Raw genomic sequence first — 13,636 nt, 5'->3', positions numbered from 1 at the left:
TTGGGTTTCTAATAATTTCCAGAAGTATTTCAGATGTCACATAATACAACACAACCTTACATTTCAGGGCAATGAATATACGTTCACCCGCGCACGCCGGTTGCCTTTCTATGTCATTTTTCTGACACGTTTATTCTTTACGTTGTTGGCTTCACTCACTGGACACTAACAATATGAAAAGAAAAATTATTCCTGTGCTTATCGGTTGTGCGCTCTCTTTCTCTGGCCTGGCTGCGCAGCCTACCGCTGAGCGCTATATCGTCAGCTTCCCTGACGGCTCCCATGTGAAATACAGCGGCGCGTTTGCCGATGCGTTCCCGAACGGGCTCCCGGTGGGGATTGGCTCTGGCCTGCTGTTTACGGGCAAGCAGGGCGATGCCCTGACGTTTGCGACCGTGACCGATCGCGGTCCCAACGCCGATGCGCCAAAAATGGGTAAAAACGAAGCCAAAATCTTTGTTACGCCGGATTTCGCGCCGCTCCTGATGACCATCCGCGTCCAGAACGGCAAAGCGGAGGCGGTTGATGCCCGCCCGCTGCATGACGATAAAGGCGAGATTAACGGTCTGCCGCTGCAAAGCGGCGTGATTGGCTCCACCAATGAAGTGGCGTTCAGCGACACCCTCAAGGTCCTGAAAGGTGATAACCGCGGACTGGATACGGAAGGCATTACGCCGGACGGCAAAGGCGGCTACTGGCTGTGCGACGAGTACGGCCCGTTCCTGATTAACGTCGACAGCAAAGGGAAAATCCTCGCGATCCACGGGCCGCAGGCCGCGGAAGGGGAAAAATCTATCGCGGGCGGTCTGCCAAACATCATCAAATGGCGTCAGCCCAACCGGGGCTTTGAAGGCCTGACCCGGATGCCGGACGGACGGATTATCGCCGCCGTGCAAAGCACGCTGGACATCGACGGGAAGAGCAAAAAGCAGGCGCTGTTCACCCGTCTGGTGAGTTTTGACCCGGCGACCGGCAAAACCGCGATGTACGGTTACCCTATCGACAGCGCGGCCTACGACAAAAACAGCGACGCCAAAATCGGCGACATCGTGGCGCTCGATAATCAGCACATCCTGCTGATTGAGCAGGGAAGCGATAAAAACGACGGGATGCGCAACCTGATTTACAAGGTGGATCTCAGCAAGGCGAGCGATCTTTCCGCCTTCGACAAGCCGGGCGAGTACCCGGAGTTTGATGATGAGAAAACCCTGGCGCAGCGCGGCATTACCCTTGCGGCAAAAACGCAGGTGGTCGATCTCCGCGCGCTGGGCTGGCAGCAGGAGAAGGCTGAAGGACTGGCGCTGATCGACAGCAAAACGCTTGCGGTGGCGAACGATAACGATTTTGGCGTGAAGGTCGCGATGCAAAACCCGGTCGAGGGCAAGAAGCTTAAGGATTACCGGGTGAACGCGGAAGGCAAGCTGACGCTGGAGGATAAACCGGTGGAAACCACGCTCAGCGTGAAGCCGCTGAAGAAGCCGGAGTCCGACAGCGAGCTGTGGATTGTGACGCTGCCGGAGGCGGTGAAATAAGTTTACCGCTCACCGCTCTCCCCACAGGGGAGAGGGGGATTGTTCGGAGCGCATAGTTAAGCGGGGAGGCTATTTCTTCAGCCCCGCAAACGCCGCCCGAATCTCCTCTTCCGGCAGCTGGATGCCAATAAACACCATCACGCTGTGCGGCGCTTCATCGCCCCACGGTCGGTCCCAGTCGGCGCTGTACAGGCGCTGCACGCCCTGGAACAGCAGGCGGTTCGGCTCGCCGTCAATCCACAGCATGCCTTTGTAGCGCAGCAGCCTGTCGGCAAACGACAGCAGCAGGTTCTCCATCACGCGGGAGACCTCGCTGATGTCCACCGGGTAATCCAGCTCGACCACAATCGACGCCACGTCGTTTTGCTTGTCTCCCATAAAGTGGAAGCGCGGTTTTGCGGTGACGTTCTCTTCCAGCATAAAGCCGTTGGTGTTGAACAGCTGGGACAGGTTGATATCGCCGTGCGTCACCGTGTAAATCGGCGCGCGGGAGTTGATGCGCGTCAGGCGCTCGCGCAGCTTAACGCTTTCGCCCGCCACGTCGGTTTTGGTCAGCAGGATGCGGTCGGCGTAGCCCACCTGAGACTGGGCGATGGTGAACTGGTTCATCTGATCGTCGGCGTGGACCGCGTCGACCAGGGCAATGACGCCGTCCAGCAGGTAGCGCTGGCAAAGGATCTCGTGCGAGAAAAAGGTCTGAATAATCGGGCCGGGGTCGGCCATGCCGGTGCACTCGATCACCAGGCGGTCGAAGTCGATTTCCCCGCGGTCGCGGCTGTCGAGCAGGTCCAGCAGGGCGTCTTCTAATTCATTAGAGCGGGTGCAGCAGATGCAGCCGTTGGTCAGGGTTTTGATCTGCGTGGCGCGATCGCCAATCAGCTGGTCGTCTACGGAGACTTCGCCAAATTCGTTTTCGATGACGGCGATTTTGAAGCCGTGCTGCTCGTTCAGGATGTGGCGCAGCAGGGTGGTTTTACCGGCGCCGAGGAAACCGGTCAGCAGGGTAACGGCAATCGGGGTCATGGTCTCTCCTTTAGCAGCAGCGGACGCCGCCTTCTCCACTTCCGCCGTAGCGCGCTTCCTGACGCTCGCGGAAGAATTCGGTGTAGGTCATGTACGGCTTATCCGGATGGTTGGTCTTCATGTGCTCAACGTAGTTGTCATAGTCCGGGATGCCAATCAGCATTTTCGCCGCCTGACCGAGGTATTTTTTTGCTTCGCCTAAGTTACCAAACATAACGTGTCCTGATAAGAAAAAGCCCGGTGGCGCGCAGCGATCCGGGCCTACAGCACCGTTGTAGGGCGGGTCAGCGCAGCGCCGCCCGCCATTGTTTTAGTGGTGTGAAGAGGTCTTCACGCCGCCTTCCGGTACCGGCACGTACGGGGTTTCTTTATCCGTGCGGCCATCGATGTTGCGCACTTTCATCCAGGTTTTGATGCCGTAGAAGATGATGCTGTACACCACCACCAGGAACAGAATGCTCAGACCCGCGTTGGTGTAGTTGTTCACCACGATATGGTTCATGTTGGCAATCTGCTGCGCGGTTAAATCCGCGCCGCCTGCAGCAATCTTCTCTTTGTACTGGTTAGCCATGAAGAAGAAGCCTTCCAGCTGCGGGTTGGTGCTGAACAGCTTCAGACCCAGCGCCCAGGTGGTGCAGAGCAGCAGCCACAGCGCAGGCACCACGGTAACCCAGATGTATTTGGTACGTTTCATTTTCACGAGGACCACGGTACCCAGCACCAGGGCCACGGCAGCCAGCATCTGGTTAGAGATACCGAACAGCGGCCACAGGCTCTTCACGCCGCCGAGTGGGTCAACCACGCCCTGATACAGCAGGTAACCCCACAGGCCTACGCAGCCCGCGGTGCCGAGTACGCCCGCCACCAGAGAGTCGGTTTTCTTCAGGAACGGCACGAAGTTACCCAGCAGATCCTGCAGCATGAAGCGGCCCGCACGGGTACCGGCGTCCAGCGCGGTGAGGATGAACAGCGCTTCGAACAGAATACCGAAGTGGTACCAGAAGCCCATGTCCGCCCACGGCAGCACTTTGTGGAACACGTGTGCGATACCTACCGCCAGCGTCGGTGCACCACCTGCGCGGTTCAGCACGGACGGTTCGCCGATGTCTTTCGCGGTCTGCATGATCTGCTCAGGCGAAATCACAAAGCCCCAGGAGCTGACGGTCGCCGCCGCGTGTGCGCTGGCCTCTTTCAGCTGCGCCATGATCAGCGCGGTATTTTCGCCGCCCATCTCATGCAGGTTAGGCATGGTGATGCCCAGACCCGCTGGTGGCGTGTTCATCGCGAAGTACAGGCCAGGCTCGATAATCGACGCCGCAACCAGCGCCATGATCGCCACGAAGGACTCCATGAGCATTGCGCCGTAACCGATGAAGCGCGCGTCGGTTTCATTGGCCATCAGCTTCGGCGTGGTGCCGGAGGAGATCAGCGCGTGGAAGCCAGACACGGCACCGCAGGCGATAGTGATAAACAGGAACGGGAACAGGGCGCCTTTCCACAGCGGACCGGTACCGTCAATGTACTGGGTTACCGCCGGCATTTTCAGCTCAGGGTTGATGATCACAATCCCGATTGCCAGCCCGACGATCACGCCGATTTTCAGGAAGGTCGCCAGGTAGTCGCGCGGAGCCAGAATCAGCCACACCGGCAGCAGGGCAGAAACGAATGCGTAACCGATCAGCGCGAAGGTGATGGTGGTGTCTTTAAAGGTCAGCGCCGGGCCCCAGTACGGGTCGTGCGCAATCACGCCGCCGAAGTAGATGGAGGCGACCAGCAGCACGATACCGATCACCGACACCTCACCAACGCGGCCAGGGCGCAGGAAGCGCATGTAGATGCCCATGAACAGCGCAATCGGTACGGTAGAGCAGACGGTGAAGACGCCCCACGGACTTTCGGCCAGCGCTTTCACCACGATCAGCGCCAGCACCGCGAGGATGATGATCATGATCAGGAAGCAGCCAAAGAGGGCGATGGTGCCCGGCACGCGGCCCATCTCTTCTTTGATCATCTCACCCAGCGACGAACCGTTACGGCGCGAGGAGATAAACAGCACCATAAAGTCCTGCACCGCCCCCGCCAGCACCACGCCCGCCAGCAGCCAGAGCGTACCCGGCAGGTAGCCCATCTGCGCGGCCAGTACCGGGCCGACCAGCGGGCCAGCGCCTGCGATGGCGGCAAAGTGGTGACCAAACAGCACGTAGCGGTTGGTAGGCACGTAGTTCAGGCCGTCATTGTTAATGACCGCCGGGGTGGCACGCGTCGGGTCGAGCTTCATGACCTTCTGCGCGATGTATAAGCTGTAGTAGCGATAAGCCACAAGGTAGACGGAAACCGACGCGACCACGATCCACAGGGCGCTGACGTGTTCGCCCCGGCGTAATGCGACAACCGCCAGACAGAAAGCACCGAGGATCCCGAGTAAGGCCCAGGGCACGTGCTTCAGTAGTTTTTTAGTATCCATAGTAAGACCTGGTTTTTTATGTAAAGAAAAAAGGGTCAGGGTTCGTTGTGAGGAGGTATTGATTAATGCTGGAGCGATCGTGCCAGATCCCCGCGCGCGTAAAGGACGGTAAATGAATGAGTGGTTGAAAGTGCCGGGTGAGCGGTCAAAGGCGGCGACGAGCGGTTTCGGTGCGCCGCCAGAGGGCGAAATTATGTGATTGAGATCACTTGATTATTCGGGTTGCGCTCCACGGCCAGATAGCTCTCCAGCGTCCTGATGAGTTTCTCCTTCAGCCAGCTCGGTTCCAGGATCTGAATATGGGGGAGCCAGTAGAACAGCAGCGGCAGGATCTGGTTCTCGTGAGCCGCCTGGCAGCGCAGCGTGACGCCGTCCTGCTGCTCCTCCAGCAGCTCCTGTTCCGGCAGAAGATCCCGGCGCAGGAAGTAATGTGAAATATTATCTTTGATGAATATTTTCACCGCGAAAGTATCTTCGGACACCCAGGGGTCGAGGCTTTTCTCCAGCAGCTCAAGAACATTTTCTTCGGGAGTGAAGGTCGTTTTCTGAATATCAAACCAGCTAATCTGGCTCAATGAGAAGGATTTCAGCCGGCTATTTTCGGTGGCTTGTAAATACCATATATTTTTTTTGTTAATGAGTTTATAGGGATTAATCAGGCGGGTTTTACCCTTATAAACGATCTGGCAAACATTATGGTTTTTAATCGATTTCTCGATTTTCGTTAAATGACGGCGAATATCGCGTTCTACCGTATGTTCCGCTTCATTGCCAAGAATAAGAATATGGTTTTCGTCTACGCGCCTTTCAAGCTTTTGCCAGAATTCCATATTTCTTTCAGGGAAAAAGCTGTCGGCATTCAGAAAGTTAGCCAGAGTGTGATGCAATCCTTGCCCACCCGGCGATTGTGCGGAATGAATCAGCCGATATAGACCGTTACCGGTATGTTCAACAATGGGCGAGAGGGCATTTAAATCCCGGTAGACGGTGCGTTCGGTAATTTTAAATTTCTCCATTAGCGCACCGCGGTTTACCACACCGTTTAAATGTAGCTCAAGGAGAATATCGACCAGACGTTCAGCCGAGCGGCTCCGCGTCGTTTTAGCCATAAGGTCATCCTGTATATATAGGTATGCGCTGAATGATGCGGGTGCACTGACAGGCGGCGTCAGTATTCAGGCACAGAAAATTTCTCTTATGGGTATATAACGGCGTGATTTAGCGGAAACCTTAGGAGTTTTTGCAGAAAGCGGCGCTGGCCGGAAAAAAGGCCAGCGCGAGGGGGGTCACACGGCGACTTCCGTCTCCAGCATGACCGGGTGGAAGCGGCGCCTGAAGTAGATCAGGCCGTGGCCCGCGTCACTCAGAATGATGTTTTTAATTTCAACCAGATAAACCAGATGCGTGCCGATGGTTTGCACCTGGCTTATTTCGCCTTCAAGGCTGGCCAGCGCGCCCTTGAGTACCGGCTGCGCCAGCGGCCCTTTCTGCCAGCAGGAGAGGGCAAAGCGCTCTTCCATCGCCATACCGGTCATCCCGGCGAAATGGCGCGCCATGATCTCCTGCTCGTGGTTCAGCACGTTAACACACAGCCTGCCGTTGCCCTGGAATACCGGGTTCATGGCGCTGTTGGCGTTGATGCACACCATGACCGACGGCGGGGTGTCCGTGACCGAGCAGACGGCGGTGGCGGTGATGCCGCAGCGGCCCGCCTCGCCCTCGGTGGTGACCACGTTAACCGCCGCCGACAGGCTACTCATTGCGTCGCGAAAACGCAGGCGTTGTTCATCTGAATGCATTGCAACCTCCCGCTGCGCTATTTCAGCAGCTTGTCCAGCATGTTGATATCGCTGTTGTTGTGCAGGTGTGGCACCGTCCAGCCGTGTTGGTCGTATTCGGACATACAGCGGTCGACCATCGCCATCATCTTGTCCATATTGCCGGAACTCTGCGCCTGGCGCAGACACTGCAGGCGAATTTCATCCTGGCTGCCGGAGTAGTTAATTTCGTACAGCTCGTGACGGCCGCCAAACTCGCTGCCGATGGCGTCCCACATCAGCTTCAAAATCTTGATGCGTTCGACGTGGTCCATGCCGTTGGAGCCGCGCACGTATTTCGCCAGATACTGGTCGATCTGCGGGTTGTTCAGGTCCCGCGCGCTGGACGGCAGGTAGATCAGCCCGGAGGTGACGTTACGCTCGATGATGTTCTTGATCTTGGCGTAGGCCATCGGGGCCATCACGCGGTAGGTCTGCAACGCCGCGTGATCCGGCAGATACGCACCGTTGACCCACGGGGTGGCTTCGGAACACATGGAGTCGCTCAGCGCCCAGAACATGTTGCGCCAGGCCACCACTTCGCCGAGATCCGCCTGCACGCCGCGGAACTCCAGGGTGCCGGTACACTCCAGGGATTTCTTCAGCAGGGCGGTGATGAAGTCGAGCTTCACCGCCAGACGCACGCAGGCCTGCAGCGGATACATTCGCGCAAAGCCGCCCTCCATCGTCCAGCGACGGCAGCGGTCGAAATCGCGGTAGATCAGCACGTTTTCCCACGGGATTAGCACGTGATCCATTACCAGGATCGCGTCGTTTTCGTCAAAGCGGCTGGAGAGCGGGTAGTCGTAAGGGGAGCCGGTTGCGCCTGCCACCATCTCGTAGGAGGCGCGGGAGATCAGCTTCACGCCCTCGGCGTCCATCGGCGCGACGAACATCAGCGCGAAGTCTGGGTTTTCGCCCATCACCTGCGCGGAGCCGAAGCCGATCATGTTGTAGTGGGTCAGCGCCGAGTTGGTTGCCACCACTTTCGCACCGCTGACGATAATGCCGGCGTCGGTCTCCTTCTCCAGCTTGATGTAGACGTCTTTTACCTCGTCCGCTGGCTTGTGGCGGTCGATCGGCGGGTTAACGATGGCGTGGTTAAAGTACAGGCCGGTTTCCTGAATGCGGGTGTACCAGCTCCGGGCGTTCTGCTCGAACTGGCCGTAGAAGGCCGGGTTGGCGCCCAGCGCGCAGCCGAACGCGGCTTTGTAGTCCGGCGTGCGGCCCATCCAGCCGTAGCTCAGGCGCGACCACTCGGCGATGGCGTCGCGCTGCTGGCGCAGGTCGTCGGCGCTTTTCGCCACGCGGAAGAACTTGTAGGTATAGCCGCCGCTGCCGGTGTCGGTGCCCCAGCAGAGCGTGTCCTGCATGTCCGGCTTGTGCAGCGCGTCGTACATCTGCGCGATGGAGGCCGCCGCATTGCGAAACGCCGGATGGGTGGTGACGTCTTTGACGCGCTCGCCGTAGATGTAAATCTCGCGTCCGTCCTGCAGGCTTTTTAAATACTCTTCACCGGTTAACGGGCGTTTGGCGTCTGCGCGGAACTCTTCAGGCTTCATAGGGACCTCGTATCGGAATTGTGTTGTTAAATTTATGTTTTGTTTTTGTTGTTTAATTGAAGCCTGAGAGGGGCGTAACGTGAAGGGACGATTGGGACAACGACGGGTACTTTTCGGGTGGGTATGGGCTTTGTGATCGTTGTCGCCTCGCCTCGCGTTGACTTGACAGCATGTTTTATACTGTGCATATTGTTATGTTATAACATAACTTTGAGCGAAATGATGAAATTTACAATCCCCCTTATGCTCTCTGCATTGCTGACCTTTCCTCTGGTGAGCACGGCTGATACTCGTTATCCGATAACCATCGAAAACTGCGGCATTAAAGAAACCTTCACGCATGCCCCTTCACGCGTGGTGACAATTGGTCAGCACGAAACAGAACTGATGCTCGCCCTGGGGCTGGCAGATAAGATTGCGGGTACTACCGTCTGGTTTGGCGCCTTACCCGACGATGTCAGCGCGCAGGGTGCTAGACTTAAGCGACTGGCAGAGAATGCTCCTGGGTTCGAAGCCGTAGTCGCTCAACGTCCTGAGCTTGTTCTCGCCCAGTACAGCTGGCATGTCGGGCCGCAAGGTGAGGTTGCTACGCGTCAGCAATTTGAACAGTTAGGCATCAAGACCTGGATCTCGCCAGCCGACTGTACCAATAAGGCCGTCACAGCCACCTCCAATGGCGACGGCGCACGCTCTGCGCCTTACTCCATTGATATCATTCTTGAAGAGATTACGGCTCTGGCTCGCATTTTTGACGTACCGGCACGTGGCGAAGCGCTGAAACAGAAAGTTTCCGGGCGCATTGCCACCGCGCAGCAGCACGCGCAGGCGCCGCTTAAGGTGGTTTACTGGTTTTCAAGCTCCCGCCTGAAAGGCGATCCGTGGGTAGCGGGCAATAAAGGAGCACCAGGCTGGATCAGTAAAACCCTTGGTCTGACAAATATCATCGATTCTGGCGAGGAGTGGCCTGCGGTGACGTGGGAACATATCGTTAAATCTCAGCCTGATATTATCGTCATCGCGAGTATGGACAGACGACTGCATCCCGCAGATGACGTGGTGACAAAAAAACGGTTCCTGGAAACCGATCCCGTTACGCGTGAAATGGCTGCGGTCAGGCAAGGGAATATCGTGGTGGTTCCTGCCATGTCGCTGGATCCCTCACTGCGTAACGTCGAAGCGGTTGAGCTCATCGGCCAGCATATGAAAGAGATGACTCAAGCCAGATGATGCACAAGACCGTTTATTACTGGCGAACCGGCACGATCATCTGCGCTGGGATCCTGAGTCTGCCGATCATGATAACGCTGGCTGCTGCGACTGGTGATATACCGGTGAGCTATGCCACTGCGTTTTGGGCAATAACCAATGGTCTGGGTATCACCCACGTCGATTTGCCTGCCGTTGAAGCCGGAATTGTCTGGCAATACCGTATGAGTCGTGCGCTGATGGCGGCCAGCAGCGGCGGTGGCCTGGCGTTGTGCGGTCTGGTCATGCAGTCGCTGTTGCGTAATTCGCTTGCGGACCCTTACCTGCTGGGGATCTCTGCCGGTGCCTCAACCGGTGCCGTCAGCGTAATGCTGTTGGGGATTGGCAGCGGTGTCCTTACGACAGGCGCCGGAGCGTTTATTGGTGCCTGTATGGCGTTTCTGCTGATCGTCGTCTTATCAGGCGGTATGCGCGAGAAAGCAGCACGGATTGTACTGGCCGGAATCGCCGGTACGCAGCTGTTTAACGCGCTCACGTCGTACATTGTCAGTACGTCGGCTAACGCGGAGCAGTCTCGTGGGGTCATGTTCTGGCTGCTGGGGAGTCTGAGCGGTGTGCGCTGGGCTGATGCACTCCTGTGCTTCACCGTCGTTGTGGCAGGGTTGCTGATAACAATCTGCTACGCCCGTTCACTGGATACCTTTAATTTTGGCATGGACGTTTCCGCGACGCTTGGCACACGCGTTCAGCGGGTACGCGTGATTTTACTGCTGACCACCGCGCTGATAACGGCGGTCATCGTCAGTGCTATTGGTGCGGTGGGCTTTGTTGGGCTGGTCATCCCGCATATTACCCGCATGATTGCTGGGCACCGCCATTTGCTCACTGTCCCTCTCGCCTTCCTCGGCGGGTGTCATTTCATGATCCTTGCAGACCTGATTTCGCGCATGCTGATTAGCCACCAGGTTTTGCCAGTTGGTGTGGTCACCGCCCTGGTTGGTGCGCCTGTTTTTGCCCTGATTCTGTACCGTAACCGGGAGAAATAAGCATGCATGTCGTGGTGGATAAGCTGAGCGTGACGCTCCAGGCGCGCCGGGTGTTGTCTGACATCAGTTTTATGGCACAACGGTCGCAAACGGTAGGGCTACTCGGCCCTAACGGGTCGGGAAAATCGACATTGATCCGTGCCATGGCGGGCGTCCAGCCCTGCACTTATGCCGGAATCACAATGGGCGGTAAGCAGACGAATACCCTGAGCCAGCGTCAGCTTTCCCGCAAGCTGGCTTTCGTTCCGCAACATGCGGAAGCGGAGGCGGAAATGAGCGTTCTTGATATTGTTCGCCTTGGGCGCACACCGCATCGCAGAGCGTTTACGCCCTGGCATCAGGCTGATGAGGATGCGGTACAGCAGGCGCTTTCGATGATGAAACTTAATGCCCTGGCCCACCGAACCTGGCAGAGGCTCTCTGGCGGTGAGCGTCAGCGATGCCAGATAGCGCGTGCGCTCACTCAACAGCCGGATATTCTGCTGCTGGACGAGCCGATTAACCATCTGGACATCCAGTTCCAGCTTGAGCTGATGCGTCTTGTTACCGCGTTGCCTGTTACCGTCATCGTGGCTTTACACGATCTCAATCTGGCGGCGAATTATTGTCAGCACCTTGTCGTTCTGAATGAAGGAAGAGTTGTGGCATCCGGTGAACCTGCCGCCGTGCTTACGCCGGAGCTGATTCAGTCAACCTGGCAGGTGGATGCCTCCATCTATCGAACCGATCGCGGCACGATGAATATCCAGTACGTCTGAAGGTCTCATTCTAAGAGATCGGTACTTTCTGCGCCCGATACGCGCTCGGCGAGCACCCCACTAAGCGATTAAAAAAGCGGGCAAAATAGGCCGGATCCTTAAACCCCAGCTGCCAGGCAATTTCGCTGACGGTGCTGTCGGAGAAGAGCAGCAGGCGCCTGGCCTCCCGCAGCTGGCGGTCGAAGATCAGCCGTTTTGGCGGGCGGTTGGCGAAGCGGCGACAGATATCGGTCAGGCGGGATTCGGTCAGGTGCAGTTCGCTGGCGTATTCTGGCACCGTCCAGTGCTGGTGGTAGTGGCTGTCGATCAGCTGGGTAAACCGCTGGAACAGCTTCAGCTCGCCGCGCATGCCGCCTGACGCGTGGTCGTCGAGCTTCGCGTTGCGCAGCAGCAGGGTGAACACCGCCTGGGCCAGCAGGACCAGCGTATGCTCGCGCCCGGGCAGCTGCTCCGTGGATTCCCGGGCAATCAGCTGCCAGTAGTGCTTCAGCGCCGCCAGCTCGTCCGGCCTGTCGGCAAGCGAAAGGCAGATCCCCGGCAGGCCAAACGCCTCCCGCGTGCCGGGGTAGAGCACCTCAAGCAGCGGCCAGATCAGATCCTCGCGCACCGTCAGCACGTGTCCGTCGCTGTCGGATTCGGTGATAAACGCGTGCGGCACCGACGGCGGGGTGAGGACGAACAGCGGGGCCTGCACCGAATAGCGGTGATCGTCGAGCTGGAGCTCAATCTGCCCGGTATCGAGAAAGTGCATCTGAAAATACTGGTCGTGACGATGCGCCTGCATGTCGCGGCCAAAAAAGGCCGCCATGCGGGCGAACGACTGGTAGTGCACATCGTCGGTGCCCAGACTTTCGTCGTACTCCTTGCTGATATCAATGTTGGCGATAGGGCTCTGGCACATGATCGTTCCTCTGTTGATCCCGCTGCGTCATCGGAATGCGCGTCAGCACCAGCGCGCCGACCACCAGCAGACCCGCCACGAACCACAGTCCCGAGCTGAAGCTGCCGGTCGCGTCGCGCAGGATCCCAATCAGCAATGGGCTAACGGCGGAGCCGACGTTGCCGATGGCGTTGATCACCGCCAGCGCCACCGCGCGGGACTGCAGGCTAATCACCCGATCCGGCGTGGTCCAGAATATCGCCATGGCGGTAAACGATCCGGTTGAGGCCATGATGATGCCAAGCAGCTGGATCAGGCTGTGATCGGTCGCGGAGGCCAGCATCCATCCCGCCGCGGCGAACAGGTACGGCAGGATGGTGTGCTTTTTTCGCTCTTTCAGCCTGTCGGAGCGGCGGCTCCACCAGATCATCCCGAGGATGGTGCAGAACTGCGGGATCGCCGCCAGCAGGCCGATGACGATGTTGCTGCTCCCCGTGTTGAAGCTCTGCAGGATTTGCGGGGTCCAGATGTTGATCGCGCTCAGCGTATTGGTCAGGCAGAAGTAGGCCAGCGTGTAGAGCAGCACCGCCGGGGTCAGCACCTCGCGCAGCGTCGAGCGCGGCGTGACGGATTGGGCAATGGCAACCTCCTGCTCGCGGGCGATCATCGTTTTGAGCGCCCGCTTTTCGTCCTCATCCAGCCAGGTGGCCTGATCCGGGGTGTCGTTGAGGTAAAACCAGGTCACCACGCCGAGCACCACCGACGGCAGACCCTCCAGCAGGAACAGCCACTGCCAGCCCTTGAGGTTCCACAGTCCGTCCATCGCCAGAATGTACCCGGAGAGGATCGAGCCGAGCATCATGGTCACCGGCATGGCGATCATAAACAGCGCGTTGGCGCGGGCGCGGTGATAGGCCGGGAACCACCAGGTGAGATAGACCAGAATACCCGGTAGGAAGCCCGCTTCGGCAATGCCCACCAGCATGCGCAGGACGTAGAGGGTTTCGGGGCTGGTGGCGAACATGGTGCAGGTGGAGGCAATACCCCACACCACCATTATCCCGGCGATCCAGCGGCGTGCGCCGATCTTCGCCAGCATGATGTTGCTCGGGATCCCGCACAGCACGTAGGTGACGTAAAAGAGCGTCGCGGCCAGGCCAAACATGGTTGAGGTGAGGCCCAGATCTTTGCCCATCGTCAGCCCGGCGAAGCCGATGTTGATGCGATCGAGAAACGAGAAAACAAACAGGATAAAGAGAAAGACGATCAGGCGTCGGAACAGCTTGTGAATGACGCGGTGTTCAACGGCTTTATTATCATGGGTTTGCAGGGTAGAGGTCGTCATGGT

The 13,636-nt window shown here is 57.9% G+C and carries 12 protein-coding genes; 4 read left to right on the top strand and 8 right to left on the bottom strand.

The features are described from left to right. The first annotated feature begins 173 nt into the window (after nt 1-173). Complete coding sequence (locus C6A40_RS03715) at nt 174-1,532, top strand: esterase-like activity of phytase family protein (protein ID WP_023293355.1); 1,359 nt, start codon at nt 174-176, stop codon at nt 1,530-1,532. Between the two features lie 69 nt (nt 1,533-1,601). On the opposite strand, the gene yjiA is transcribed toward C6A40_RS03715, so the two are convergent. From yjiA to hpaB, 6 genes are all read right to left on the bottom strand, one after another. Next, entirely contained in the window at nt 1,602-2,555 is a 954-nt protein-coding gene (gene yjiA, locus C6A40_RS03710) for a GTPase (protein ID WP_039023939.1), read from the bottom strand. Nucleotides 2,556-2,565: 10 nt separating this feature from the next. Then, nucleotides 2,566-2,769, bottom strand: coding sequence for a YbdD/YjiX family protein (locus C6A40_RS03705; RefSeq protein WP_003856610.1), 204 nt, complete (start codon nt 2,767-2,769; stop codon nt 2,566-2,568). Nucleotides 2,770-2,865: 96 nt separating this feature from the next. Next, a complete protein-coding gene (locus tag C6A40_RS03700) occupies nt 2,866-5,019 on the bottom strand; it encodes a carbon starvation CstA family protein (protein ID WP_008501310.1) in 2,154 nt (717 codons plus the stop codon). A 191-nt stretch (nt 5,020-5,210) separates the two neighbouring features. Beyond that, on the bottom strand, nt 5,211-6,128 hold the full coding sequence (locus C6A40_RS03695) for a helix-turn-helix transcriptional regulator (RefSeq protein ID WP_045335597.1): 918 nt from the start codon (nt 6,126-6,128) through the stop codon (nt 5,211-5,213). 177 nt (nt 6,129-6,305) lie between these two features. Next, complete coding sequence (locus C6A40_RS03690) at nt 6,306-6,818, bottom strand: 4-hydroxyphenylacetate 3-monooxygenase reductase subunit (protein ID WP_008501308.1); 513 nt, start codon at nt 6,816-6,818, stop codon at nt 6,306-6,308. A gap of 17 nt (nt 6,819-6,835) precedes the next feature. Further along, nucleotides 6,836-8,398: a 4-hydroxyphenylacetate 3-monooxygenase, oxygenase component gene (gene hpaB, locus C6A40_RS03685; RefSeq protein ID WP_114191238.1), complete on the bottom strand. Its 1,563-nt coding sequence runs from the start codon at nt 8,396-8,398 to the stop codon at nt 6,836-6,838. 222 nt (nt 8,399-8,620) lie between these two features. On the opposite strand from hpaB, the gene C6A40_RS03680 reads away from it, so the two are divergent. The 3 genes from C6A40_RS03680 to C6A40_RS03670 are packed head-to-tail and all read left to right on the top strand — an operon-like array spanning nt 8,621 to nt 11,408. Further along, nucleotides 8,621-9,625, top strand: a complete 1,005-nt coding sequence (locus C6A40_RS03680; RefSeq protein ID WP_045335601.1) for an ABC transporter substrate-binding protein — start codon at nt 8,621-8,623, stop codon at nt 9,623-9,625. Beyond that, complete coding sequence (locus C6A40_RS03675) at nt 9,625-10,650, top strand: FecCD family ABC transporter permease (RefSeq protein WP_370976482.1); 1,026 nt, start codon at nt 9,625-9,627, stop codon at nt 10,648-10,650. The genes C6A40_RS03680 and C6A40_RS03675 overlap by 1 nt, the downstream gene beginning before the upstream one ends. 2 nt (nt 10,651-10,652) lie before the next feature. After that, entirely contained in the window at nt 10,653-11,408 is a 756-nt protein-coding gene (locus C6A40_RS03670) for an ABC transporter ATP-binding protein (RefSeq protein ID WP_045335605.1), read from the top strand. A gap of 10 nt (nt 11,409-11,418) precedes the next feature. Here C6A40_RS03670 and hpaA read toward each other — a convergent pair whose 3' ends face one another. Both hpaA and hpaX read right to left on the bottom strand, forming a co-directional pair. Continuing rightward, nucleotides 11,419-12,309 (bottom strand): 4-hydroxyphenylacetate catabolism regulatory protein HpaA, encoded by an 891-nt coding sequence (hpaA, locus tag C6A40_RS03665; RefSeq protein ID WP_045335608.1) that lies wholly within the window; start codon nt 12,307-12,309, stop codon nt 11,419-11,421. Beyond that, complete coding sequence (gene hpaX / locus C6A40_RS03660; RefSeq protein WP_045335609.1) at nt 12,281-13,633, bottom strand: 4-hydroxyphenylacetate permease; 1,353 nt, start codon at nt 13,631-13,633, stop codon at nt 12,281-12,283. Before hpaX ends, hpaA begins: the two co-directional genes overlap by 29 nt. Nucleotides 13,634-13,636 lie beyond the last annotated feature (3 nt).

Origin of the sequence: Enterobacter sp. GER_MD16_1505_Eko_090 (assembly GCF_003331015.1) — a bacterium.
Taxonomy (GTDB): Bacteria; Pseudomonadota; Gammaproteobacteria; order Enterobacterales; family Enterobacteriaceae; genus Enterobacter; species Enterobacter roggenkampii.
This window is presented reverse-complemented; position numbering and strand designations above follow the sequence as displayed.